Source organism: Methanobrevibacter olleyae, from assembly GCF_900114585.1.
Classification (GTDB): domain Archaea; phylum Methanobacteriota; class Methanobacteria; order Methanobacteriales; family Methanobacteriaceae; genus Methanobrevibacter; species Methanobrevibacter olleyae.
In genome coordinates, this window is the sequence record NZ_FOTL01000004.1 from 36,771 (window position 1) to 62,644 (window position 25,874).

The following is a 25,874-nucleotide window of genomic DNA, read 5'->3' on the forward strand; positions in this document are numbered from 1 at the left end:
TAATGTTTTCGATTATTAAAGGCTGTCCTTTTAAGAAGAATATTCTATTAAAAAATAAAAATAAAAATGAATAAAAAGTTAAAAATTAAAATTTAATTAAAAAATTAATAAAATAATAAAAAAACTAAAGACATGAAGAAAAATCAGATTTAAAATAAAAATAAAGAAAAAAATATTTTTACTCTATTTTTTACCCATCATCTCTTCATTATAAAAACCAAAGAAATTAGTGCAATAGCCACACATAGGATATTTTCCATAGTGATAATGAGCCCCTTCATCAGAATTCATATCAAACTCTTTACCACAAGTGTAACATACTTCAATCTTTTCTTCATTATTTTCAATATCAATGTGATTTTCTTCATCGGCCATAATATCCCTCTAAAATTTTATTATCAACTATAATTTTATTATTAAAAGAACATTCCTCTTTAATTATAGTAAACTAAGATTTAACTATTATATTAAATTAACTTATTTAATTGAAAAGATTATAAAAAACCTAAAATTTCAGAACAAGAATAGAAAGTGATAGATAAAAATATTGATATATTGGTTAATTTATTAGATTTTCAGCTAGATTGCAAAAAACTTCAAAATATTAAAAAAAATTCAAAAAGTTTTACCTCTAGAATTATCAATTAAAAGTAATTCTAGAAGTCTATTAAAAAAGATATAAGGCTTTAATTTTATTAAACATTAACAGATGAAAAATATTTTTGAAAAAAATATTATAAAATCATAATAACAGTTCATTCTAGGAAAGTTGGTTTAAAAAATTCATAGCATACAGCTAAAAAATTTATCTCTAGAGCTATATTATAATAGTCTTGTAGATTCTTTAGGTTTTGGAACTTTTACAACTAATATTCTAAGATTTTTATCACTTTCATTATACCAAGTATGTGGTACTTTAGCAGGACTGTCTATTATAGTGTCCTTTTTGACTTTCTCTTTTTCATCTCCAATTTCAACAATTCCTTCTCCTTCAAGTACATAGAAAAATACATCAACAGGAGTCATATGTTTTTTTAAAGATTGGCCTGGTTTTATAGTCATATGAACAGTTAATGCATTATCTGTATCATATATCTTACGTGCATCAACTCCATGAGGATTTGGAGCAGATTCTACATTAGCTACTTCAATAATTTTCATATTACCACCATATATTTATTTTATTAAAAAATGAATCTACTAATATATTTTTGATTGGAAATTTACCCATATATTTAATTTAAAATTTAATTTAATAAAATAATTTAATTTAATAAAATAATTTAATAAACTAATTTAATAAAATAATTTAATAAAATAATCATAAATTAATTTTATTATTATATAATTAAACTAGCCTTTAGCATATATTTAAATATTTTGTAACTTTATTAAGGTAAAAAGTAGCATAATTCAATTCTAATGAATTACTAAATAGCTAAAAATTAAATAATCTAATAAAAAAAGAGATTAAAAGAAATAGAAAATAAATAAAAAGTTAAAAGAAATAGAATAAAAAGAAATTAAAATAAATAGAAAATAAATAAAAAGTTAAAAGAAATAGAATAAAAAGAAATTAAAATAAATAGAAAATAAATAAAAAGTTAAAAGAAATATAAAAAAAGAAAAAATTAATTAAAAATTTAATTTAATTAATTAATATCGTATTTTTGTAAGAGTAAAAGCTCTTCAGTAGATAATTTTTTACCATTTTTGAATTTATCAAAGATACTTTCAGCTCTTTCTTTTTCTTCACGATTTTTCTTATTGCTAGAAGAACCACTAGGCTTATCAAATCTGCGTTTTCTATTTTTGCTGCTTCCTAATTTTTTATTAATTACATGAATTTCACTTAAAATAACTTTAAATTCTTCATGTTTAGCAGAAGCATTTTTTCTAGCTTGGATGAATAATTTATGTGCTTCATCTGCAGCAGTTCTGATTTCATCAGTTTTTCTGAAGTAAGAAAGCATTTGTTCATGAGCTTCTTGCGCTTGTTCTGAAAGTTCAACCACTTTAGCATGGTATTCTTCAGATTTCTTTTTGAGTTCAGCAGCTTCTTCTTTAACTTTATCGTCTTCTTTAATTTCTGCAAGTTCTTTTCTTAAATCATTTGCATTTTTAACAAGTTGATTTTCCTTTTTAATGTCTAAAACTCTGGTTTCAATAATTTTATCAATTTTTTTGATTTCAGTTTCAATCCTTATTTTATCTTTTTTACCAGAAGACCATTCGAGATTTTTAATTTCTTCATTAACTTTATTACGTATTTTTTTGTTTTCTTCAACTTGTTTGTTGATTTCATTACGCTGATTTCTAAACTCAATAGCTTTAGCTAAGTTTTCTTTTAATTCAGAATTTAATTCATCACGTATTTTACGTTGTTCTTTAGCTTCTCTGTTAAAGACTTCTCTTTCATCTGCAACTTTTGCAATAAGTTCTTCTCTTTCATCTTTTTGAGTTCTTACACCTTCAATAGTGTCAGCTAAATCAAAATCAGGTTCAGGAAGAGTATTTTTAGGTTTTTTAGATTTCTTAGGTTTTGACTCTTTAACAGGCTTTTCTTCAGCGCTTTCAGCTTCTTCCTCACTAGCTTCTTCAACTAGCTCTTCAGCTTCTTTAAGTTCTTCAGTAGCTTCAGCTTCTTCAACAACTTCTTCAACTTCTTCAACAACTTCTTCAGTTGCATCTGCAACTTGTTCTTCTTCTTGGTTTTCAACAACTACATCAGTAGTTTCAACTACTTCAGTTTCTACAGCAACTTCTTTATCCACGTCAGCACCTTCTTCAGTGTTTTCAGAGTTTAAATAAATAATGACATTTAAAACATCAGTCAAATCACGGGTTTCTACAATAATGTCTGCATTTTCTTTTAAAGCATGTTTTGCATTGAAAGCAATCCCATATCCTGCAGATTCAATCATAGAAATATCATTAGCTCCATCTCCAACAGCAACACATTCATCTAAAGAATATCCTGCCTCTTCAATGAACTTAGATAGAACATCTAATTTTGAACCAGATACCAATGGCCCTGTTACATCACCAGTTAAAATCCCATTTTTCTCAACTAATGAATTTGTGAATATATTATCCACATTAAGTTTTTCCTTAATAGTATCAGCAATAATATCAAAACTGCCACTTATAATAGCTACATCAAAGCCATTTTCTTTTAAAGTAGAAACAGCTTCTTTAGCACCTTTCATCAGAGGCATTTCATTAGCTAATGTCTTAATATCTTCAGTAGAAGCTCCTTTAAGAAGTCCTACTCTTTTTTTAATGGATGTTTCGAAGTCTATATCACCTTGCATAGCTTGCTCAGTGATTGTTGCAATTTGATCTTCAATATTTACTAATTTTCCAATCTCATCTATGCCCTCACCATCAATAATAACATTATCTAAGTCAAATACTACAAGTTTAATCAAATATATCACCAATTATATTAAGTCCAATTCGCCAAGTCTAGCTTTAGCATTTTCTACACCTAACTTAGCGTCTTTTTTGGTTTTAGCACCAGTACAAACAACTTTACCGGAACCGAATAATAATAAAACAACTTTAGGATCAGATAAACGGTATACTAAACCAGGAAATTGTTCTGGTTCATATTCAGTATTTTCTAATTCCAAAGCAACCGCTTCTAAATTTAATGTTGATTGTAAATTTGCAGAAGCAACAATGTTTTGAATTTTAATATCAAACTCATGAGGAATTTCAGTATCAATAGTTCTCATAAGGTCGACAGTTTTCTTAATAGCTAACTTTGAATCATCGATAGACTTAGCACCAGTACATACAAGTTTACCGGAACTAAAAATTAAAGCAGCAGTTTTAGGGTCTTGAAGTTTAAATACTAAACCTGGAAACTGTTCTCTGTTAAAATCGACGCCTTCTAATGCTTCAGCCACATCAGTAAGTACAATATCTTTGCCAATGCTTGCAGAAGCAACAATGTTTTCTATTTTTATATCAACATCGGTCAATTTATTACCTCCAAATTATTTAAAAAAAGTAAGTAAATATTTTAAAAAATTAGTATAATTTTAGTTTTGACAAATAAAAAAAATTGACAATAAAAAAACAGTTAAAATTAATAAGTTCTTTAATAAAATTTTTACTAATAAAATATATCCTTTATATACTATATAAACTTAATGATAAAAACAATATAAATAGTAATACTCTATATCTATTAAGTATTAATAAAAATTTTAATTGGAATTAGTGATGTGAATCATAGATTATTTATAAAGGTATTTGAAACAAATATAAAGATTAGAAATTTGAAAATAAAAATATTCAAATAAAAAATTTAAAAAGATAGGGAGATTGTTCATATGATTGAAGTAGAAGTAAAAGCTAAAATAAATAGCTTTGATGAAATAAGAGAAAAACTAGGTAAAATCAATGCTATTAAAATTAAAACTGAACATCAAGAGGATAGGTATTTTAATAGCCCTGTAAAAGATTTTAGAGAAACTGATGAAGCATTAAGAATAAGAGAAACAAAGTCTGATGAAGATCATGATTTATTTATAACTTATAAAGGCCCTAAAATAGATAAGAAAAGTAAAACACGAGAAGAAGTTGAAATGAAAATTGAAGATAGACATAAATGTATTAAAATATTTGAAAATTTAGGATTTAAAGAAGTGAGAACTGTTGTAAAGGATAGAGAATACTATAAATTTGAAAATTATGAAATAAGTTTAGATAATGTTTATGGCCTAGAGCCTTATATGGAAATAGAAATAAGTTTAGAAGATAATTCTGACTACTATGAAGCTCAAAATAGTATATTTGAGCTATTTAAAAAATTAGGAATTAGAGATGGTTTTGAAAGAACATCCTATTTAGAATTGCTAGAAAAATTAGAGAAAAATTAGATAATAATTAAAAAATTTTTAAATTAAAATCTATGAAAAATACTTATGAATACAGTTTAAAAAACTATAAAAAAGTTTATAAAAAAAAAGAAATACATAAACTATTATACTAAATTTAAGCTAAGAAAACTTAGATTAAAAAACTATATTTAAAAGAGAAAATAGATAAGAGTTGAGAAAAAAATGCAATATTATACAAGTCCTTTTAACAAGGAAGAGGAATATGAATTCCCTAAAAATATTACTATTTACGACACAACTTTAAGGGATGGAGAGCAAACCCCAGGTGTATGCTTTTCACAAGAAGATAAATTAGAAATAGCTAGAAAACTTGATCAATTAAAAATTCATCAAATTGAGGCAGGTTTTCCAATTGTTTCAGATACAGAAGCAGCTGCAGTTAAAGCAATAGCTAACGAAGGATTAAATGCTGAAACCATATGTTTAGCAAGAACTAAAGTTGAAGATATTGATATAGCTCTTGACTGTGATGTCGATGGGATAATTACTTTTATGGGAACCTCAGATATTCACTTAGAACATAAAATGCATATTAAAAGACAGGAAGCTTTAAACATTTGTATGAAATCTATTGAATATGCTAAAGATCATGGATTATTTGTAGCCTTCTCAGCAGAAGATGCAACAAGAACTGATTTAGATTTCTTAAAAAGAATTTACTCAAAAGCAGAAAGCTATGGTGCAGATAGAGTGCATATTGCAGATACTGTTGGAGCTATCACTCCTCAAGGAATTACATTTTTAATAAAAGAACTTAGAAAAGTAACTGATGTTGATATTGCTATGCATTGTCACAATGACTTTGGATTAGCTGTTATAAATTCCATTTATGGATTATTAGCTGGAGGCAGTGCTGTTTCAACTACCGTTAATGGTATTGGAGAAAGAGCTGGAAATGCTTCCCTTGAAGAACTTATAATGTCTTTAAAATTATTATATGGTGAAGATTTAGGTTTTAAAACCAAATATATTCAAGAGCTTTCAGAATTAGTATCTAAAAAAACCGGATTAGCTATTCCATATAATAAAGCAATTGTAGGTAAAAATGTATTTAGACATGAGTCTGGAATTCATGTAGATGCAGTTATTGAAGAGCCTCTTACCTATGAACCTTACTTACCTGAACTTGTTGGTCAAAAAAGACAGTTAGTCTTGGGAAAACATTCTGGTTGTAGAGCAGTTAAAGCAAAACTTGATGAATGCGGATATAAAGTAACTGATGACCAGCTCTGTGAAATCGTAAAAAGAGTTAAACAAAGCAGGGAAGAAGGAAAATACATCAACGACGATGTATTTAAAGATATCATAAGAGGTATTGATGCTAACTATGTTGATTTATAATATCAACATTTATTTTTTTAATTATATACTTAACTTAATTAAGTATTTTGATTTGTGAATAATATTTAATAAAATTTTTAAAGTGACTTTAAATTAGAGTTTTAAACTATATTATTATAAATAAGTTTATAATCTAATAAATTAAATTATAAAAATAGAAAATAAAATAAAAAATAAGCAAATAATTAAATTTTTAGGAGATTAAATTTGAATATTTCAGAAAAAATATTATCTCAAAAAATAGGTTATGAAGTTAGTCCTGGTGAAATAATCGAATTAGATGTTGATTTAGCTATGTCACATGATGGAACTTCACCTCCTGCTATAAAAACCTTTGAAAAGATAAGTGATAAAGTATGGGATAATGAAAAGATAGTAATTGTTTTCGACCATAATATACCTGCAAATACAATAGGTTCTGCAGAGTTTCAGAAAGTTGCTAGAAACTTTATTAAAGCTCAAGGTATTAAAAACCATTACACCCATGGAGAAGGAATTTGTCATCAAGTACTTCCTGAAAAAGGACATGTTGAACCTGGAAAAATCATAGTTGGTGCAGATTCACATACATGTACTTATGGTGCATTTGGAGCATTTTCCACTGGAATGGGTGCTACAGATTTGGCAATGGTCTATGCCACTGGAAAAACATGGTTTATGGTTCCTGAAGCTTTTAAAATTGAAGTAGAAGGACAATTGAAACCTGGAATTACTTCAAAAGATTTAATTTTAAATATTATTGGTGAAATTGGAATAGCTGGAGCTAGCTATAAAAGTACAGAATTTTGTGGAGAAACAATAGATAATCTATCTGTAGAAAGCAGAATGACTATGACAAATATGGCAATAGAAATGGGTGCTAAAAACGGAATAATGGAACCTAATAAAGAAACTATCGAATATGTTTGCAGTAGAACTGGTAAATCAAAAAGCCAATTGAACATAGTTAAATCTGATAAAGATGCCATATATGAAAAAGAATATCTATTTAATGTAGATGACATGGAAGCTCAAATAGCTTGCCCTAATGATGTAGATAATGTTAAGCCATTATCACAAGTAGCTGGAACCCATATAGACCAAGGATTTATAGGATCTTGTACTAATGGAAGGTTATCTGACCTTGCACAAGCTGCATCTATTCTTGAAGGTAGAGAAGTTCATGATGATGTTAGATTAATCATTATCCCAGCTTCTAAAGAGATATATCAACAATCTATGGATTTAGGATATATAAAAACATTTTTAGATGCTGGAGCTATTGTATCTAATCCAGGTTGTGGTCCATGTTTAGGTGGGCACTTAGGAGTTTTATCAAAAGGAGAAACAAGTATCTCTTCTACAAATAGAAACTTTAAAGGCAGAATGGGAGATCCAAATTCATCAGTCTATTTATCTAATGCAGGAGTAGCTGCTGCATCTGCAATATCTGGATTTATTGAAAACCCAGATAATTTATAAAAGATTTCTAGATTCCTAAAACTCAAATAACCTATAAAAGATTTCTAGATTCCTAAAACTTAAATAAATTATAAAAGATTTTAAATTCCTTAAAACTCATATATTTTATAAACACGAAAGGTGATTAAATTATGGTAAAAACCACCGATAATGATGTTAATCTAAGACTAATTGAAAAAATCAATGAAGTTGAAAAGAAGTATAATAAAAAATTTTCAAATACACAAAAAATTTTATTAACAACTGACGGGTCGATTACAGCAATCCTTGATGTTCTCCATGGAAAAATTGATTTAAAAACATTAAAACAACATTTTGAAGAAGCAACAGAGAAAAGCGCTTCTTTAGTTAATGTTGATCTAGGTGATGAGGTAAATTATAGAGAAATTATAATGCATAAAGATGAACAGCCTTTAATTTATGCAGTTTCTTATATACCTTTAAAAAGATTAACTAAGGAAATTAAAGAAGATTTAGTTAGAGCAGATATTCCAATTGGAAGAATCTTAAAAAAATATAATATTGAATCTAGAAGAGAAATAAATCTCATTCAGATAGAAAAAGCATCTATTAAACTTAAAGAGCTTTATAATACTGAAGAAGATTTTTTAACAAGAGATTATACCATTATTAAAGATGGTGAAATCCTAATGTGGATTAAAGAATTCTTCCCAATAAATTATTTTACTGAAATATAAATAATGAAAAATAAACAATATTAAACTAAAGATGAAAGATGTTTCTCAAATGCTCTATTTCATAAAATAATCATATAAAGGTTGATAATAAAATAAAAAATAAATTGTTGATGTAAATAAAATATAATCATAAGGTGGATGATATGGGAGTTAAATTTAAAGAGATAGTTTCTCCAGAAGAAATTAGTCTAAAAGATTTAGAAGGTAGAACTATTGCAATTGATGCATACAATACAATTTATCAATTCTTATCAGGTATTCGTCAAAGGGATGGAAGTCCCCTTATGGATCAAAACGGAAATGTAACTTCCCATTTAAGTGGAATCCTTTATAGAACCTCAGCAATAGTTGATAAAGGAATAAAGCCAATATATGTTTTTGATGGAGATAGTTCTGAACACAAAGCAAAAACTATTGAAAAAAGAAGAACTATTAAAGAAGAGGCATTAGAAAAATGGGAAGAAGCTAAAGCTGCAGGAAACATTGAAGAAGCTAGAAAATTTGCAATAAGAACTTCTAGAATGTCCCCCTACATCATTGAATCTTCTAAAAAACTACTTGAATATATGGGAGTTCCTTATGTACAAGCAAAAGGGGAAGGTGAAGCTCAAGGAGCTTATATGGTAAATCAGGGAGATGCCTGGGCAGTGGCTTCACAAGATTATGACTGTCTATTATTTGGAGCACCACGTATTGTTAGAAACCTTACATTAAGTGGAGGATTATCTAATTTAGAATATTTAGAACTTGAAAAAGTTTTAAATGAACTAAACTTAACAAGAGAAGAATTAATTGATGTGGCATTAATGGTAGGAACCGATTTCAACGAAGGGATTCATGGAATCGGTGCAAAAACTGGACTTAAATTAATTAAAAACAATACTTTAGAAGATGTTTTAGTTCAAAAAGGAATAACTGAAGTTTCAGTTGAACCTGATGAACTTAGAAATATTTTCCTTAAACATGAAGTAAATACTGATTATAAAATTAAATTTAAAACTGTAAACAGAGAAAAACTCTCTGAATTTATGTGTGAAGAACATGGATTTTCAGAAAATAGAGTTTTAAATGTTACAGCAAAATTAAAAAAATTAAGTTCAACTCAAAAAAGTTTAGAAGATTGGTTTTAAAGGATTGTCTTTATTTATTTTTTAGTTATTAAATTTAAAAATTTCAATTTGATTTAAAAAGCTATTTTCAATAAGGTGGAAAATTTAATCCATAAATCATTTTTACATATTTTAAAGCAAGGCTTGCTTGTCTTTTATAATCTTTTAAAACTCTTCTTTCAAAATCTTCCCTATTTTTACTTAAGGTAATCAGTCTTAAAAAAGAGATATACTCTTGAGCTGATAATTCCTTTTTATAATTATATTTTTTAAATAATTCTTCATCACTAAGTTTTAAGTCTTCTCCTCTAAAAGAGGGAAATTCTAAAGTCTGGCATATAGTTTCCTTAGTGAAATATTTAAGCCTTATTAAAGGAGAAATAGAACTACATAAAACATATTGGCCACAATCGATTAGTGGTGGAATTCCTTGGCTATCCAGTCTTTCTAAGCTAATTAATTTATCAAAGTGCTTTATATTATAAGAATGGAGCTCTGTATAGAAATCAGGTTTATAATAATCAATTAGAGATATTATCTTCTTACCTTGTTCTGATTGGTAAAACTCTTTATTAATTGTAGAAATATAAGGAGTTTTATCAAAATTATAAATATAAATCTGCCCACTGGAAAAATCATCACAGGATAAAAGTTTAATTAAAGGTAGGACATCTTTACCTTCATCCCCATGAACCCCTCCAATAAACAATTTTACAGGGCCTTTTCCATTATTTATATAGTGAAAATAAGACATAATATCAATTAATTAAATTTTTAAACTTAAAATAAAACTAAAAATAAAAATTAAGAATAGTTATAAAAGTAAAACTAAAATAAACTAAAAATAAAAATTAAGAATAGTTATAAAAGTAAAACTAAAATAAACTAAAAATAAAAAATTAAATAAAATCTAGAAAAATAAAAAACTAAATGATTAAAGATAATAGATTATGTACCTTCTCTCCAATCAGATAAGTAATCTTTTTGACGCTCAGATAAATCATCGATTTCAATACCCATAGCTTTAAGTTTTAATCTTGCTACATCATAATCAATAGCATCTGGAGCTTTTTCAACACTTAAACTTAAATCATTTTCTACAATATATTTAGCAGATAATGCTTGAACAGCAAAGCTCATATCCATAATTTCAGCTGGATGCCCTTGACCACGAGCAGCTGCAAGGTTTACAAGTCTTCCATCAGCAAGCAAATAGATTTTTCTGCCATCTTTCATCGTAAACATTTCAATACTTTCCCTTACTTCTTCAACACTTACAGATTGTGCTTCTAAATCTTGTCTGTTGATTTCAACATTGAAATGTCCGGAGTTTGATAGCATACATCCATCTTTCATGTATTTAAAGTCATCTCCATGAATAATATCAATATTACCAGTTACAGTAATTACAAGATCAGCAATTTGAACAGCTTCTCTAATTTTCATTACTCTGTAACCATCCATTCTTGCCTCAAGTGCTCTAATTGGATCTACTTCAGTTACAATAACATTTGCACCAAGTCCTGCAGCTCTTGAAGCAACTCCGCGGCCACACCAGCCATAACCACAGACAACTACATTTTTACCTGCAATTAACATATTAGTAGTTCCCATAATTGCATCTAATGAAGATTGGCCAGTACCATATCTATTATCAAATAAATATTTGGTATAAGCGTCATTTACAGCAATAACCGGGAATTTAAGTACACCATCAGCATGCATAGCCTCTAATCTATGTACACCTGTGGTAGTTTCTTCACATGCCCCTTTAATATTTCCTAAAAGTTCTCTGCGTTTTTCATGAAGATACATAATCATATCTGCACCATCATCAATAATCACATCTGGTTTGTGAGATAAAACATTATCAATAGCTTCATAGTACTCTTCATCTGTCTGTTCCCTCCAGCCATAAATCTTTAGTCCGAGAGCAGCTGCACCTGCTGCTGCATCATCATGTGTTGAAAGAGGGTTACAGCCAGTCATAGCTACCTCAGCACCACCAGCTTGCAAAGTCAGCCCTAAATTAACTGTTTTAGGCTCTAAATGTAAGCATGAACCAATGGTAATTCCTTCAAAGGGTTTTTCTTCTTCAAATTCTTTCTTAATATGTTCAAGAACAGGCATATGTTTTTGAACCCATTTAATCTTTCTAATCCCTTCATTAGCAAGAGACATATCTTTAACATTACTCATAATAATCACATAAATAGTTAAATATATATTTAAAAATTTAAATTGAAAATATCATATAATTTATTATATTAATTATAATTTATGAAAAAAGTCTTATAAAAAATTAATGTAAAAACTAAATAAAATTATTTTAAAAAAAAATAGAGAATTATTTTTTTTAATATAAAAATAAACCATATTCTAAGGAATATATTTCACAGGAACAAACAAAAAATATATAAACTATAAAAGATAAAACTTTTATTACTGTCTGATGCCGGGGTGGCTCAGCTGGTTAGAGCGCACGGCTCATAGGGTATCAAAGCGTGCTCTGACTTTTTTCCTGGGATACCGTGAGACCGCGGGTTCGAATCCCGCCCCCGGCATCCATATATCCCAGGAATCATAACATCATAACTTTTTTTATCTGCTTTTATATAATTTTATTTAATTTTAGTTTTATCTAGCTTTACTTAATTTTAATTCTATATGACTTTACTTAATTTTAATTTTATCTAGCTTTACTTAATTTTAATCTTATCTAACTTTATTTAATTTTATCCATAGTTACAGGTTTTAACTATTTTTAAAAATCTATAACTTTTTTTAAAACTTATTAATAAATAATATTAACTAAGAAAATTAATATTAAAATATTGAAAATCAACATTTGGAATATTGAATAAAAATTAATACTAAAAATTTAATTAATATTATAGGTTATATAATGAAATATAGAACTTTAGGAAAAACTGGAGAGAAAGTTTCTATTTTAGGATTTGGAGCAATGAGATTACCTCATTTTAAAGCTAATGATCAAATTGATATTGAAAAATCTGATGAGATTTTAAGTTATGGGATTGAAAATGGAATAAACCTTATTGACACTGCTTATTCTTATCATGCATCTAATTTAGCTGGAAAAGGAAAATGTGAAGAATATCTTGGTAATTTTTTATATGAAAATTCTTATAGGGATGAAGTTCTTTTAAGTACAAAACTGCCTAGTTGGTTAATAAAATCAAAAAAAGATATGGAAAATATCTTCAAAAGCCAATTAAAAGATTTAAAAACTGATTTTATTGATTTATATATGTTACATAGCCTTAATAAAGATTATTGGAAAATGTATAGAGAACTTAATGTTTTTGAATTTATGGATGAACTTTTAAGCTCTGGAAAAGTAAAACATATTGGATTCTCATCACACACTGAGATGGACTGGATAGTAGATATTCTTGATGATTATGATAAGTTTGAATTTGCTCTTAGCCAATTAAACTATCTTGATGAGAGATATCAGTCTGGAAGGGAAGGAGTTGAATATTTATCTTCCAATAATTTAGGTACTATGATAATGGAACCACTTAGAGGTGGAAGATTAGTTCAAAATATACCGCAAGATATTGTAGATTTATGGGATAGTGCTGAAGAAAAGAGAACCCCTCTTGAATGGGCATTCCAATACCTTTGGAATATGAAAGAGGTTAATACAGTCTTAAGTGGAATGAATTCTCTAAATCAGGTAAAGGAAAATATAGAAATAGCCAATAAATCAGAAATAAATTCTATAAGTGAAAATGATTTAGAATTAATTAAAGAGGTAGCTTGGGAATATAAACAAAGAAAAGCTAATGATTGTACTGGATGTCAATACTGTATGCCATGTCCTCATGGAGTAGATGTTGCTGGTTGTTTTAGAGAATACAATGTTGCAAAGATGTTAAATAACCCAGCAGGAAGTGCAATGCATTATTTCTCACTTGAAAGTGGAACAAGAGCAGATAGTTGTCTCCATTGTGATGACTGTTTATACCATTGCCCTCAAATGATTCATATTTCTGAAGATTTAAAGAAAGTTGAAGAGTTCTTTGGTAAAAAATACACTTATTTCTAAAAATTAAAAAGATCAATGTTTAATTTTAAAAAAATTAAAAAAATACATTTAATTCTAAAAATTAAAAAATACACTTATTTCTAAAAATTAAAAAGATTAAAGAAATAATAAAAAATGACAGCTGTTAATATTATGATAATAAAATATTAATTAAGAGACTTAAAATATATAATATAAATAAGATATAAAAAAGGTGGAAATATGCCAGAAAGGTATAAAGGATTTGGATATTGGGACATAGCAACTCGTCAAATGGGTATTGTAACTAAAAGTCAGCAAACACGATTTAAAGAAGCTAAAGTAGCAGTAATCGGTTGTGGAGGTATTGGTGGAGAAACAATATCAATGCTTGCACGTATGGGAATCGGAGAGTTAATCATTGCAGACAATGATGAATTTGACCTATCTAATTTAAATAGGCAAGCAATGAGTAGTATAGACTGTTTAGGCCTTTTTAAAGCAGATGTAACAAAAGAAAAAATAAGATTAACTAACCCTTATACAAAAGTTACTGCAATTAATGAATTTATTGATGAGAATAATGTAGAATATTTTAAAGATTGTGATATTATTTTAGATGCTTTAGATAATCTATATACAAGAATAATTATAAGTAGATATGCAAGAGAAAATGATATTCCATACATTCATGGAGCTATTCATGGAACTCAAGGACAATTAACCGTATTTACAAAAGACACAAAGTCTTATGAAGAGTTATTCTCACTTCCATCTCTTGGAAAAGAATTAAATGACCAGACCAAAGAAGAAATATCAAAGTTAGCTAAAGGAGTACCTCCAGTAATTGGACCAGTTCCAAACATTATAGGTTGTTTAGAAGCATTTGAAGCTTATAAATTAATCACAGGACTGGGAGAAGTGACTTATGCCCCTAAAATACTTAATTTTGATTTATTAAGCCTAGAATCATTTAAAGTTTTAGAATTGTAATTTAATTCTAAAACCACTATTTTTTAATAAAACTCTTTCTAAAAATTAAAAACCCCCATTTAAAACTATTATTTTTTAAAAAAAAAATTTTTAAATTATTTATCAACCATTTTTATAAAATTTCATTAAAAAATTATATCAGAATCCAATTTTGTTCAAAATTTTATAATAAAAATAAAATATTTTTAAAATTTTAATAAGAAATTATATAAATTAATGAAAAATATTAAAAAAAATAAACTTTTCCCTAAAGTTTAAAAACTATAAAATAGATAAGATAATATGTTAAAAACATAATATACTAGATGAAATAATATCTTAAAAACATTAATATACTATTAATTGGAAATATATTTCCGTGAATAAAAATAATCATTAAATTTATAATTAATTGAACTAATTATTAATTATTCTTAAAATTATTTAGGAATTTATTATGAATATTTTCACTAAAGAATATTAAAAGATAATTAATTGAATTAATTTTAAAATTAATATTTATTTAATTATAAAAATTATATTATTCCAATATATGGAGAATGATTTAATGGATGAAAAAATCAAAAATGTAATTGAAAGAATGAAAGCAGACAATATTAAGTTTATTAGGCTCCAATTTGTTGATTTACATGGAATTCCAAAGAATGTATCAATACCATGTGAATTAGAAAATATGGTAGATTTACTTAATGACGGAATTCTCTTTGATGGATCTTCGATTCCAGGATTTGTGGAAATTGACTCAAGTGACCTTGTATTAAAACCTGATATAAGCACTTATTCCGCTTTATCTTGGAGACCTGAAGAATCTGCATCTTGTAGATTTATTTGTGATATTTACACCCCTGATGGAGAACCATTCGCAGGAGATCCAAGAGGAATTCTTAAAAAAGCTTTAGCTAAAATTAAAAAAGAAGGATATACCTACAATATAGGTCCAGAACCAGAATTCTTTATTGTAGATACTGATGATGAGGGAAATCCAATTCCCCATGATGATGCAGGATACTTTGATGTAGAACCTACCGATAAAGGAACTGATTTTAGAAGAGAAATAACTACTAATTTACAAGAATTAGGTTTTGAAGTTGAAGCAAGTCACCACGAAGTAGGTCCAGGTCAAAATGAAATTGCATTTAAATTTGATGATGCATTAAAAACTGCAGATGCAGTAATTACATTTAAACAAGCAATTAAAGCAATTGTAGCAAATATGGCATATTTTGATGGATTCGACTACAAAGTAACTTTCATGCCAAAGCCATTCTTTGGAGAAAGTGGAAGTGGAATGCACTGCCACCAAAGTTTATTTAAAGATGGTAAAAATATTTTCTACGATGAAAATGCCGAAAATAAATTATCTCAAGAGGCACTGTGGTTTATTGGAGGATTATTAAAACACTCTGCAGCACTTACTGCAATTACTAACCCTATCGTAAATTCATATAAAAGATTAGTTCCCGGCTATGAAGCTCCAGTATACATTTCCTATGGTATTCAAAATAGGTCTACTTTAATAAGAGTTCCAGCTGCACGTGGAAAAGCTACTCGTATTGAATACAGAAGCCCAGACCCAACCTGTAACCCTTACCTTGCATTTACAGCAATGTTAGAAGCTGGAATGGACGGTATTAAAAATAAAATTGACCCTGGAGAATCTTTTGAAATCAATATTTATGAATTAAGTGAAGAAGAAAGAGAAGAAAAAGGTATTGAATTATTACCTTCCAGTTTATGGGAAGCATACCACACCTTTGAAAATAGTGAAATTCTTAAAGAAGCACTTGGTGAACATATATTCAATGCATTTTTAGATGCAAAATACAAAGAATGGGACGAATACAGAGTCCAAGTATTTAATTACGAACATAAAAAATATTTAAACTTATAATTTAAGTATCTAGACATTACTAGCTATTTACTAAAATATAGAATAGCTATCTTAATTTTTTCATTTTAAAAAACTAATAATATAAAAATAGCTATCTTAATTTTTTTATTATAAAAAACTAATAATATAAAAATAGCTATCTTAATTTTTTCATTCTAAAAAACTAATAATATAAAAATAGCTATCTTAATTTTTTCATTTTAAAAAACTAATTTTATAATCATTTTTATAAAAAATATTTTAAAAAATTATTATGATTCCAATTTCATAAAAAGTAGGAGATTGCATGTCAGAATCTGAACATAGAATGATAGAAATTCTAAGAATTCTTAATAATCAGGAAAAAGCAATAGGTTCAAAAGTAATAGCTGACGAACTTAAAACTAAAGGATATAATCTAGGTGAAAGAGCAGTACGTTATCATATGCAAATTCTTGATGAAAAAGGATACACTGAGAAAAAAGGATATTCTGGTAGAGTGATAACTGAACTTGGAAAAAGTAAATTGGAAAAAGGTTTAATCTACGATCAAGTAGATTTCACATTTTCAAAATTTGAAGAGAGAATATACTTAACTGATTTTGATTATAATAAAAAAGAAGGAAATGTCATTGTAAACACTTCAAATATCCTAGATAATAAAGCTTTTGATATAATTAAAGAAGTATTTGCCTCAGGATTTTGTGTTAGTCCCTTAATCAATATGCAGAAAACTGAAATCAATGGAAAAAAAGGATATCTCATGAAGACTATCTGCGGTACTACAATAGATGGAGTCTTTTTAAAAAATGGAATACCTTCAATTCCCCAATATGGAGGACTTGTTGAGATAGAAGACTATCATCCCACTAAATTTTCAGAATTAATTTCATATAAGAAAACTTCAATTACACCTTTAGATGCATTTATAGCAAAAGATATGACTTCAGTTTTAGATGTTGTAGAAGAAGGAACAGGAACAATTCCTGCAAACTTTAGGATTATTCCTGGAAATAGTATTGATAAAGTAAAGCAAATCATCCAAAAACTTGAAAAGCTAGGAATCAGTGGTGTTTTAGAAATTGGCAATATCAGTGAAAATATTTTAGGAATTCCAGTACCTGAAGGTATGGTTGGAATATCTATTATTGGAGGAATTACTCCATTTTGTGCAGCTCAAGAAATGGATTGCAATGTTGATATAAAAACTGGAGAGGAATTTATTGATTATAACAAGTTAAAAGAACTTGAATCTTCAAAATATAAAATAAAGCCTGCAAAAAAAATAGATTATAAGAAAACACCATTCATACTTACTAAATCATTAAATAGAATAAATCAAGTAGATTACGATTTTGAAACTAATAAAGGGAACATTATAGCGAATATCTCTTACTTAAATAAAAGTGAATTAGATGATGCTATTAATATTATGAAAAAAGCTTATAAAAGCCTTCCAAAATACATAAACCCTCATTTTAGTATTATGAATCATCCTACTGATAAGGCAAAAGTAGGAATAGCTACTATTTGTAGTTTATCTATTGACGGTATTTTAATTAAAAATGGTATTATGAGTACTCCCCAATATGGAGGATTATTAGAACTTAGTAAACCACCATTATTTGTAGAAATGATATCCTACAACGGTTCTTCAATAGATCCTCATAAAATATTTATTTTCAAAAATCTTACTTCCATGACAAAAAGGAAAAACCCTAAAAAGATATTGGCCTCAATTAAAGAAGTTCCATACATTGCAAGATCACACTGTGAAGAAATATTAAATAAGATAAGCGAAAATGGATTTACTATATTTAAAGTAGGTAAGCCAAGAGAATTAGTCTACAATGCAAAGGTAGATAATTATAACTTTGGTATAGTTGCTGGAAGTGGGTTAAATTCAATAGCAGCTATAAAAGAAAAAGGAATAACTATTGAGGTTAAAGCAGCTGAAACCATATTAGCAATTGAAGATATGGGTTTAATTTATGAACAGTGAGAAAATAATCATTATCAATCCAAGAAATAATTTCAACAGCAGAAATTAGCTATAACAATGAATTGATATGAATTAATTTTACTAACAATATCATAATCATAAATTAAATTTCACAATATCTAATCTAAAGTCTTATTTTTTAAAAATAAAAACTAATTAATGACGAAAATAAATAAGTTTATATCAAGATTTTAATTCTTATTTATAATTTTTTTAAAAATTTATTCGATATTAACACATATGAAAAATAATTTTTTTATAAATTATAATATGAGTTTAAAATAATTTATATTATGTATTACACTAACTAACAACTTATTTAAAAAATATGGCTATTTAAATTATTCATTAAAAGCATATGATAAATATTAATCTTTTTTTAAAAAATATAATCAAAAATAAACGATATTCCTTATTTTAATAAATACAGGATAAATCTAAGCTTAACCTTAAAAAATAAGATATAAATTAATTAAAATAAAATTAAATAAATTTAAAAAGCTTTATAAACAATAAGAATAAATATAACAATCGAGAAACATTTTGTATTTTAACTAATGTAACTCAAATAATTTAAATTAAACTATTAAATTAAAAAAATAATTTAAATTAAAATATTAGATTAAAAAATTAAGCTTGGAAATTAATTTTAGAATATTCAAATAGGAGATTTGCTAAAATGGATTATAAAAAAATAGCAATAGTGGCTATCATACTCATCACAATATCTGCTATCTGTGTTACTGGATTAAGTGCAGCAGATTCTGAGGATAAAAAAAGTATTGATGTTTATGCAGGAGCAGGATTTAGTAAAGTAATGCCAGATCTTGTTGCAAAATTTAATGAAAAGTACCCGAATATTGAAGTTAATGTAAAATATGGTGGAAGTGGAGAATTATTCTCAACTATTGAAACCCAAAAAGCAGGAGATGTATTTATGCCTGCTACTTACAAATACATGGGAGAAGCAATGAACAACAGTTATATGAAAAATGATACCGTAAAAAATATCACAGAAAATATTCCAGTAATTGTAGTTCAAAAAGGAAACCCGCACAATATTAAGAAAGTTGCAGACTTAGCTAATCCAGATATCAAAGTAGGAATTGGTGCAAAAGAAGGTCCTGCAATTGGTAAAAATACTGAAGAAATCTTAGAAAAAAATAACATTAGTAATTTAACCCCAACTGTAACTACCACCACTGTAAACCAATTATTAACTTATATGGCATCTGGCCAAATTGATGCAACAATCATTTGGAAAGATATGACTGTCTGGGAAGAAGGAAAAGATAAAATTGATGTTATTGAAATTCCTGAAAATCAAAACAAAATAAGTACTGTCCCTATAGGAATTCTTAAATTTACTAAAGATCAAGATTCTGCACAAAAATTCGAAGATTTCATTGTTTCTGAAGATGCAAAACCTATTTGGGAAAAATGGGGATTCGAAATAACATCATAACTTTAAACTAGTTAATAGTTATTAAATATCTATTTTTAGTTTTTAAATAATTATAGTTATTAAATATCTATTTTTAGTTTTTAAATAATTATAGTTATTAAATAGTTATTTATTGTTATTAAATAGCTATTAACTTAATAACTATTTCTATTTATTTTTAAAAATATAATATTAAAAATAGGATAAAATCATAATTTTTATAATTAATCACTTGAAAATAAAAAGTTGGTAAAAATGAAGTCAAAGTTTGAAATAGGCTTTATAGCAATTACAGTAATCATAACAGCATTATTATTTCTTGTAATTGGAAGCATGTTTTTAATACCTTCATATGATGGATTTATTAACTCTTTATTTTCCAGTGAGATGTTATTTGCAATATGGCTTACAATTACAACAGCATTATGTTCTGCAACTCTTGTTGTATTAACTTGTATACCTATGGCATACACATTAAGTAGATATGATTTCCCATTAAAAAGCTTATTTAAAGTAATTCTTGATTTACCTATGGCATTTCCAGAAATTGTAATTGGTATTGCACTTTTAATGTTTTTAGGTAACTATGGAATTGGAGGATTTTTAGATGACTGGGGGATACAGCTTGTTTTTAATAATACTGGAATTATAATTGCACAATACTTTGTAGCATTGCCATATGCAATTAAAATGTTGCATTCAACCTTTAATTATATCGATCCAAGATATGAATTTGTATCAAGAAGTTTAGGATATAGTGAAACTGAAACTTTCCTTAAAATAACACTCCCATTATCTAAACAAGGTCTCTTTGCAACAATTATTATTACCCTTGCAAGATGTATAGGAACCTTTGCAGCAGTATTATTCGTTGGAGGGGGAATACTTATGAAAACTGAAACTTTAGCTGTTTCTATGTATTTACAACTTTCAACAGGAGATATTGATATGGCTATTACAGCAGGAATATTACTTGTGATTATCTCATTTATTACAATTGCAATTATGGAAAAATATGCAAGTGATGGTCATAATGAAAACCTTCAATATTAATTAAATAAATTAAGTCAATAATCATAAACAAACTATTAATTAAGAGGATAAAAATGTATTTAGAAGTTGAAAATTTATCTGTAGATTTAGGGCAATTCCACTTAAGGGATATTAATTTTTCAGTAGCTGAAGGAGAATATCTTGTACTTATTGGACCTACAGGAAGTGGAAAATCTGTTTTACTAGAAACGATTATTGGATTTTATAAAGAAAGTTCCGGTACAATAAAATTAAATGATGAAATTATAAATAATCTCCTTCCAGAAGAAAGAAATATTGGAATTGTCTACCAAGATCATGTTCTCTTTCCAAATATGAATGTTTATGATAATATTGCTTTTGGCCTAAAAAATAAAAAGAATATAGATAAAGAAGAAATTGATGCTAAAATTAAGGAAATAGCTGAAGTGATGAAGATAAGTCATATTCTCCATAGAGATATTCAAACATTAAGTGGAGGAGAATCACAAAGAACCGCACTTGCAAGGGCACTTATTGTAGAGCCAAAAATAATACTCATGGATGAACCTTTCAGTGCACTTGATGTAAGTACACAAGCTACATTAACAAAATTGATTAAACAACTAGGAAGACAATATAAAACAACATTCTTACATGTAACCCATAACTTTAATTAAAAATATTATTATAGGAGAAAAGGTCACTGTAGCTATAAGACCTGAAAATATTATCTTCTCAAAGGGACGATTTGAATCCTCTGCAAAAAACCAAATTAGAGGAATAGTTACTGAAATTGATAAAAAAGGCCCCGTTGTAGAGATAAGCACAGATGTTAATGGTACTTTATTTAAAGGAATGCTTACAAAAAGTTCATTTGAAAACTTAGATATAGAAATAGGTAAAGAAACTTATTTAATATTTAAATCACTGAATGTAAGAGTTTTAGATAGTTATACTATTCATAAAGAAAATTAAAAATTATAATAAATAAAAAAAGATTGGAAATTAATAAAAAGATAAAAATTAAAAATTATAATAAAAAAGAGAAATAAAAAGATAATTAAATTACTTCAATATAAACAGATTCCTTAGATTCATCTTTAGGATAATGGTGTAATTCAATAATATCTTCTTTATACTCTTCAAAGTCAACTTCAATGGTATCAGAAATAATTTCACCATCTAAAGCAATCATCACTCTACAACTTGGTTTTCCTCTATAATCAGAAAGATCTACACCTAAAACTTCTCCTTCTGCAGAAACACGGTTATATGCAATTTCAACTTTATCGTATTCTTCGAAATTATTTTTAATATAATCAAGAACTTCATCAGAAGTCATTGTTAGTTCTTTATCAACCATTTTCTCACCTATTATTTGATTTAAAATTTCAAAACTTAAATTAGAAAAGTTCTCTAATTAAAATATTTAAAATTAAAATATTTAAAAACATTATCTAATTTTATTTAAAAATATTATCTAATTTTAAATATTTATAATTTTTTTATTTTCTTATAACAAAGTTGATGATTACATTATGATATATTGTTTCTAATATATAAAATTATTTGTATTTACTAAAATGATTCATACCTATAAAAATAATTTTTATTTATTGAAACTAATTATCGAATTATAAAAAAATAATAGGAAAATGAAACTACAAAGTAGCTTCAATGATAACGAGTTTATCTTCATCTCCACCAGGCAAATGGCGTGCTTCAATGATTTCATCTTTAACAGCATGTAAATCAATATCTACAGCCTGATTTAATAATTCACCATTAAGTTGAAGGGAAAGAATTAAACCTTCACCAGTTTCCTCATCTTCAGGAGTGATTCCAAGTACAGTACCTGGAGCAAAAACACGATTGTATGATAATTCAAAAATATCATCAACTTTTACTTCATTTCTTACATATTCTATAATATCATCCGGATCCATCAGTATCTCATTGACCATATTTACACCTTTTCTAGATAGCATTATTTAAAATAAAAATATCTTTGATAATTTAACAAATAAATATAACAAATGATAATTTAATTAATTAGGAAATTAATTTTATAAAATAAAAATATTGATTAATAAATAAATCATCCATATTGTCTTATTGAAATCTATTTAATTAAAAAATACAATCTTATAATTAATTAAATTATGAATTATTAGACTAGTTATTTTTTTATTATTTAAATTATTTTATTTTAATTAAAAAAATTAAATATTAAAATTTTAAATTTTAAAAATTTTAAAAATTTTAAAATCTTGAAATTTTGAAAATTCATTAATTGATAATAATTTAAAAAAGGTTTTAATTAAAACTCTTTTGGATAAAAAAAATAAAAAAATAAAGAAAGAAGAAAAATATAAGAAAAGAGAAAAGAGCTTATTGAGCTCTATATTCTCTAATTGCATTATATTCGTCGTCTTCTTCAATCCAAGTAGATAATCTATCTCTGTTTTTCTCAGCATCAATGATTAAAGTACCTTTACCATTCAATGCAATATCGCCTTTGTACTCAATGTATCTACCAGGATAAGTAACACCATCTAATTCAGGATCAGTTACAATTCCTTGTTCTACGAAACCTTCAAGTAATCTTCCAACTTTTCCATGAATAACTATATTACCGTTTTTCATTTGTCCACCTGGCCAACGGTTTACATTACCATCAATTTCAAGGGTACCTTTGGTCATGTGAATACCTGCGAGAATATCACAGTCACCTAAAACGTGAATTTTACCGCCGACTAAACATTCACCACATTGTTTTCCAGCATCTCCGTGGATAATAATTTCTCCACCAGACATACCTCTCCATTCACCAATATATGATGCACCACAGAATTCTTTGGTGTTACCTAGAATTTCAAGTTTACCACCAGTCATTTCACGGCCAGCATGAGCTGCTACATTACCATATACAGTAACTACTCCACCAGACATTTGTGCAGCAACGTGAAGGTCTGCATCACCATTAACAACTACTTCACCAGCACTCATTTTACAACCGATGTATTTTACTCTGTTACAATCTCCGTTTAAAATCATTTTGACTTCAGCTGGAGATTCTGCTTCTCCTTCAACAGTGATATCGAAGTAATCAGTGATTGGGAATCTGGAGTTTCCTACAGGAACTTTGTATGCTGCAAAGTCTTCTTCAGTCCAAGTGTAAATGTTATCAGTGATTAACTCATCAAATTCTAAAGCAATTGAAGAAGTTTTCTTTTGATTAAAAGTTATAGTTTTCATTAATAAACACTCTCCTTATTTAGCTTCTACATCCACTCTAGTTGGGTTTGGTACATAGTGATCGTGTACTTGATAGTTTTCCCATTTTACAGAATAATATTGAGTAAAGAAAGGCATTATACTGTCGATAATTTGTTTCTCTTCTTCTTCATATCCTATGACATTAGTCCAGATGGTGTGACTTTGTTTAGTAGATACAACGTTTCCATCTTTAACAACAATTTGACCATCTTTAATAGTGTAGTAAGCATTACTAAATGCAGATTCAACAGCTTCAGGATTTCTAGATGGATCAAAGTCATTAGGGTTGATGTCATATACAGCAATATCTGCATTGTAACCAGGGGTAAGTGCACCTCTGTCAGTGAATCCATGGATTCTTGCAGGAGCTGCTCTAGAGATAGTAGCTACGTCATAGAAGTCATATTCTCTTTCAAGACCAGCGAGACCAGTTCTTTTAGATGCCCATTTGTGTACTTCACCATTGTCAATCATTTCCATTCTCTTAGGAGCACTCATTAACCAAGAGATAATCTTAGGATATCTGATGAATGGCCCTGCATTAGGGTGGTCAGTAGTTAAACATACTTGCCATGGGTTTTCAATGTTTAAGAACAATTCAAGACCAATAGCCCATTGTAAAGTACTTACTGGAGTTTTAGGAGAGTAAATACATGGAATGATACCAGCAGCGGTTTCACATTCAATGTCTTTGTTAGCCCATTTCAATCCAGAGATCTTAAATAAGTCATATTCCATAGGAGCATCTGCAGTCATAGTAGTGGTTTCATCGAAAGTTACTTGACCTACATCACAAGTTACATACTTATTTTTATTAATAAAGTCAGCAACTTCTTCAGCACCAGATGCTGCATCTTTCCAACTGTTTCCAGTGTAAGAGTGGAACTGTAAGTGAGTACAGTGAATAGTTTGATCTCTTAGAGAAGCAGCTTTGTTAGTAGATTTAGCAATATCTTTAACTGAATCTAAAGTTGAAATAGTAGTTGGTACATTTCCTGGGTGACCTAAATCATTAGGGTGGATGTGTATAGAGTGAGGAAGACCTAATTTTTCGTTAGCTTTTGCTAAAGCTCTTACAACTTCTCTAGAGGTTACGTCAAAGTAAGGTGCTTTGTCATCGTATCCATGTACGTTCATACCCCATCCCCATGCTTCTGAACCACATGGGTTTACGATTTTTACACCGTATCCTTTAGATACTCTTAAGAATGCTGCAATGAATGCTGCCAAATCATCAATTCTATTTTCTCTAGCATATTCCATTACAAACCAGTTGTTACCAAATAATGGTAATGGGTTAATATCAATGTTAGGAGTAGTGTTAATTTCTTCGTGTGTGTGTTTTGCTTCTAAAGGAGGCATAGCTGCTTCACAGACAGTACCATATCCCATTCTTGAGTATCTGTATCCAGTGGTAGGAGAACTTGGGATAGAAAAACCAGCTTCAGGTCTGGTTACTTTAGTTTTTTGAGCTACTCCTTTTCTTTCATCTTCTGGTCTGTATAATCTACCTACAACCAATTTTGGTCCTGCAACGTGAGCGTGAGGGTCTACACCAGCAGGCATTACTATTTTATCAGTAACATCTAATACTTTAGCATCATCGGATACAGATTCAACGATTTTACCATCTTTGAAACATACATCCATTTTTTCTCCGTTTACTTCATTAGCAGGGTCGTAAACGATACCATTTTTAAGTATATATTCCATTAAA

General features: G+C 27.7%; 23 protein-coding genes and 1 tRNA gene. 14 read left to right on the top strand and 10 right to left on the bottom strand.

Features of this window, described 5'->3' with window-relative positions; genetic code table 11:
* Positions 1-183: 183 nt before the first annotated feature.
* From BM020_RS01945 to BM020_RS01960, 4 genes are all read right to left on the bottom strand, one after another.
* Positions 184-375, bottom strand: coding sequence for a hypothetical protein (locus tag BM020_RS01945; RefSeq protein ID WP_067145194.1), 192 nt, complete (start codon positions 373-375; stop codon positions 184-186).
* A 447-nt stretch (positions 376-822) separates the two neighbouring features.
* Entirely contained in the window at positions 823-1,161 is a 339-nt protein-coding gene (locus BM020_RS01950; protein ID WP_067145192.1) for a cupin domain-containing protein, read from the bottom strand.
* 491 nt (positions 1,162-1,652) lie between these two features.
* Positions 1,653-3,431 (bottom strand): phosphoserine phosphatase SerB, encoded by a 1,779-nt coding sequence (gene serB, locus BM020_RS01955; protein WP_074798011.1) that lies wholly within the window; start codon positions 3,429-3,431, stop codon positions 1,653-1,655.
* Positions 3,432-3,443: 12 nt separating this feature from the next.
* Positions 3,444-3,989, bottom strand: a complete 546-nt coding sequence (locus tag BM020_RS01960; protein WP_067145188.1) for a TATA-box-binding protein — start codon at positions 3,987-3,989, stop codon at positions 3,444-3,446.
* 354 nt (positions 3,990-4,343) lie between these two features.
* Between BM020_RS01960 and cyaB the strand changes: the two genes are divergently transcribed.
* The 5 genes from cyaB (at position 4,344) to fen (ending at position 9,543) form a co-directional block, all read left to right on the top strand.
* Positions 4,344-4,892, top strand: coding sequence for a class IV adenylate cyclase (gene cyaB, locus BM020_RS01965; RefSeq protein ID WP_067145186.1), 549 nt, complete (start codon positions 4,344-4,346; stop codon positions 4,890-4,892).
* Between the two features lie 183 nt (positions 4,893-5,075).
* Positions 5,076-6,254, top strand: coding sequence for a homocitrate synthase family protein (locus tag BM020_RS01970; RefSeq protein WP_067145184.1), 1,179 nt, complete (start codon positions 5,076-5,078; stop codon positions 6,252-6,254).
* A 207-nt stretch (positions 6,255-6,461) separates the two neighbouring features.
* On the top strand, positions 6,462-7,715 hold the full coding sequence (hacA, locus tag BM020_RS01975) for a homoaconitase large subunit (protein ID WP_074798013.1): 1,254 nt from the start codon (positions 6,462-6,464) through the stop codon (positions 7,713-7,715).
* A 131-nt stretch (positions 7,716-7,846) separates the two neighbouring features.
* Positions 7,847-8,413 carry a chorismate--pyruvate lyase family protein gene (locus BM020_RS01980; RefSeq protein ID WP_067145180.1) on the top strand — a complete coding sequence of 189 codons (567 nt, stop codon included), beginning with the start codon at positions 7,847-7,849 and terminating at the stop codon, positions 8,411-8,413.
* Between the two features lie 143 nt (positions 8,414-8,556).
* Positions 8,557-9,543: a flap endonuclease-1 gene (fen, locus tag BM020_RS01985; RefSeq protein WP_067145178.1), complete on the top strand. Its 987-nt coding sequence runs from the start codon at positions 8,557-8,559 to the stop codon at positions 9,541-9,543.
* A gap of 67 nt (positions 9,544-9,610) precedes the next feature.
* On the opposite strand, the gene BM020_RS01990 is transcribed toward fen, so the two are convergent.
* Positions 9,611-10,276 (bottom strand): DUF2119 domain-containing protein, encoded by a 666-nt coding sequence (locus BM020_RS01990; protein WP_067145176.1) that lies wholly within the window; start codon positions 10,274-10,276, stop codon positions 9,611-9,613.
* A 194-nt stretch (positions 10,277-10,470) separates the two neighbouring features.
* Positions 10,471-11,721 carry an adenosylhomocysteinase gene (gene ahcY, locus BM020_RS01995; RefSeq protein WP_067145174.1) on the bottom strand — a complete coding sequence of 417 codons (1,251 nt, stop codon included), beginning with the start codon at positions 11,719-11,721 and terminating at the stop codon, positions 10,471-10,473.
* A gap of 255 nt (positions 11,722-11,976) precedes the next feature.
* On the opposite strand from ahcY, the gene BM020_RS02000 reads away from it, so the two are divergent.
* The 9 genes from BM020_RS02000 to BM020_RS09775 all read left to right on the top strand — a co-directional run bounded on the left by BM020_RS02000 (position 11,977) and on the right by BM020_RS09775 (position 21,853).
* Positions 11,977-12,086: transfer RNA gene (locus BM020_RS02000), tRNA-Met, on the top strand.
* Positions 12,087-12,427: 341 nt separating this feature from the next.
* The gene (locus BM020_RS02005; protein WP_067145172.1) at positions 12,428-13,597 is read left to right on the top strand and encodes an aldo/keto reductase; all 1,170 of its coding nucleotides are present in this window, start codon (positions 12,428-12,430) and stop codon (positions 13,595-13,597) included.
* A gap of 201 nt (positions 13,598-13,798) precedes the next feature.
* Positions 13,799-14,548 carry a HesA/MoeB/ThiF family protein gene (locus BM020_RS02010; protein WP_067145170.1) on the top strand — a complete coding sequence of 250 codons (750 nt, stop codon included), beginning with the start codon at positions 13,799-13,801 and terminating at the stop codon, positions 14,546-14,548.
* Between the two features lie 547 nt (positions 14,549-15,095).
* Positions 15,096-16,439, top strand: coding sequence for a type I glutamate--ammonia ligase (gene glnA, locus BM020_RS02015; RefSeq protein WP_067145168.1), 1,344 nt, complete (start codon positions 15,096-15,098; stop codon positions 16,437-16,439).
* 286 nt (positions 16,440-16,725) lie between these two features.
* Positions 16,726-18,420: a DUF128 domain-containing protein gene (locus tag BM020_RS02020; protein WP_067145166.1), complete on the top strand. Its 1,695-nt coding sequence runs from the start codon at positions 16,726-16,728 to the stop codon at positions 18,418-18,420.
* A 679-nt stretch (positions 18,421-19,099) separates the two neighbouring features.
* A complete protein-coding gene (gene modA, locus BM020_RS02025; RefSeq protein ID WP_067145164.1) occupies positions 19,100-19,885 on the top strand; it encodes a molybdate ABC transporter substrate-binding protein in 786 nt (261 codons plus the stop codon).
* A gap of 234 nt (positions 19,886-20,119) precedes the next feature.
* Positions 20,120-20,917 carry an ABC transporter permease gene (locus BM020_RS02030; RefSeq protein WP_067145162.1) on the top strand — a complete coding sequence of 266 codons (798 nt, stop codon included), beginning with the start codon at positions 20,120-20,122 and terminating at the stop codon, positions 20,915-20,917.
* 53 nt (positions 20,918-20,970) lie between these two features.
* Positions 20,971-21,555, top strand: a complete 585-nt coding sequence (locus BM020_RS02035) for an ATP-binding cassette domain-containing protein (RefSeq protein WP_200781237.1) — start codon at positions 20,971-20,973, stop codon at positions 21,553-21,555.
* A 52-nt stretch (positions 21,556-21,607) separates the two neighbouring features.
* Positions 21,608-21,853, top strand: a complete 246-nt coding sequence (locus BM020_RS09775; protein WP_327037144.1) for a TOBE domain-containing protein — start codon at positions 21,608-21,610, stop codon at positions 21,851-21,853.
* A gap of 85 nt (positions 21,854-21,938) precedes the next feature.
* On the opposite strand, the gene BM020_RS02040 is transcribed toward BM020_RS09775, so the two are convergent.
* The 4 genes from BM020_RS02040 to BM020_RS02055 all read right to left on the bottom strand — a co-directional run bounded on the left by BM020_RS02040 (position 21,939) and on the right by BM020_RS02055 (position 25,870).
* Positions 21,939-22,241 carry a DUF2097 domain-containing protein gene (locus BM020_RS02040; RefSeq protein WP_067145158.1) on the bottom strand — a complete coding sequence of 101 codons (303 nt, stop codon included), beginning with the start codon at positions 22,239-22,241 and terminating at the stop codon, positions 21,939-21,941.
* A gap of 298 nt (positions 22,242-22,539) precedes the next feature.
* Entirely contained in the window at positions 22,540-22,842 is a 303-nt protein-coding gene (locus BM020_RS02045) for a DUF2097 domain-containing protein (protein WP_067145156.1), read from the bottom strand.
* A gap of 427 nt (positions 22,843-23,269) precedes the next feature.
* Entirely contained in the window at positions 23,270-24,136 is an 867-nt protein-coding gene (locus BM020_RS02050; RefSeq protein ID WP_067145154.1) for a formylmethanofuran dehydrogenase subunit C, read from the bottom strand.
* Between the two features lie 15 nt (positions 24,137-24,151).
* Positions 24,152-25,870, bottom strand: coding sequence for a formylmethanofuran dehydrogenase subunit A (locus BM020_RS02055; RefSeq protein WP_067145151.1), 1,719 nt, complete (start codon positions 25,868-25,870; stop codon positions 24,152-24,154).
* Positions 25,871-25,874 lie beyond the last annotated feature (4 nt).

What these genes read in the sequence shown, in the direction of transcription:
- BM020_RS01945 (WP_067145194.1), bottom strand. Translation starts at nt 375, where the DNA reads ATGGCCGATGAAGAAAATCACATTGATATTGAAAATAATGAAGAAAAG.
- BM020_RS01950 (WP_067145192.1), bottom strand. Translation starts at nt 1,161, where the DNA reads ATGAAAATTATTGAAGTAGCTAATGTAGAATCTGCTCCAAATCCTCAT.
- cyaB (WP_067145186.1), top strand. Translation starts at nt 4,344, where the DNA reads ATGATTGAAGTAGAAGTAAAAGCTAAAATAAATAGCTTTGATGAAATA.
- BM020_RS01970 (WP_067145184.1), top strand. Translation starts at nt 5,076, where the DNA reads ATGCAATATTATACAAGTCCTTTTAACAAGGAAGAGGAATATGAATTC.
- BM020_RS01980 (WP_067145180.1), top strand. Translation starts at nt 7,847, where the DNA reads ATGGTAAAAACCACCGATAATGATGTTAATCTAAGACTAATTGAAAAA.
- fen (WP_067145178.1), top strand. Translation starts at nt 8,557, where the DNA reads ATGGGAGTTAAATTTAAAGAGATAGTTTCTCCAGAAGAAATTAGTCTA.
- BM020_RS01990 (WP_067145176.1), bottom strand. Translation starts at nt 10,276, where the DNA reads ATGTCTTATTTTCACTATATAAATAATGGAAAAGGCCCTGTAAAATTG.
- ahcY (WP_067145174.1), bottom strand. Translation starts at nt 11,721, where the DNA reads ATGAGTAATGTTAAAGATATGTCTCTTGCTAATGAAGGGATTAGAAAG.
- BM020_RS02005 (WP_067145172.1), top strand. Translation starts at nt 12,428, where the DNA reads ATGAAATATAGAACTTTAGGAAAAACTGGAGAGAAAGTTTCTATTTTA.
- BM020_RS02010 (WP_067145170.1), top strand. Translation starts at nt 13,799, where the DNA reads ATGCCAGAAAGGTATAAAGGATTTGGATATTGGGACATAGCAACTCGT.
- glnA (WP_067145168.1), top strand. Translation starts at nt 15,096, where the DNA reads ATGGATGAAAAAATCAAAAATGTAATTGAAAGAATGAAAGCAGACAAT.
- BM020_RS02020 (WP_067145166.1), top strand. Translation starts at nt 16,726, where the DNA reads ATGTCAGAATCTGAACATAGAATGATAGAAATTCTAAGAATTCTTAAT.
- modA (WP_067145164.1), top strand. Translation starts at nt 19,100, where the DNA reads ATGGATTATAAAAAAATAGCAATAGTGGCTATCATACTCATCACAATA.
- BM020_RS02030 (WP_067145162.1), top strand. Translation starts at nt 20,120, where the DNA reads ATGAAGTCAAAGTTTGAAATAGGCTTTATAGCAATTACAGTAATCATA.
- BM020_RS02035 (WP_200781237.1), top strand. Translation starts at nt 20,971, where the DNA reads ATGTATTTAGAAGTTGAAAATTTATCTGTAGATTTAGGGCAATTCCAC.
- BM020_RS02040 (WP_067145158.1), bottom strand. Translation starts at nt 22,241, where the DNA reads ATGGTTGATAAAGAACTAACAATGACTTCTGATGAAGTTCTTGATTAT.
- BM020_RS02045 (WP_067145156.1), bottom strand. Translation starts at nt 22,842, where the DNA reads ATGGTCAATGAGATACTGATGGATCCGGATGATATTATAGAATATGTA.
- BM020_RS02050 (WP_067145154.1), bottom strand. Translation starts at nt 24,136, where the DNA reads ATGAAAACTATAACTTTTAATCAAAAGAAAACTTCTTCAATTGCTTTA.
- BM020_RS02055 (WP_067145151.1), bottom strand. Translation starts at nt 25,870, where the DNA reads ATGGAATATATACTTAAAAATGGTATCGTTTACGACCCTGCTAATGAA.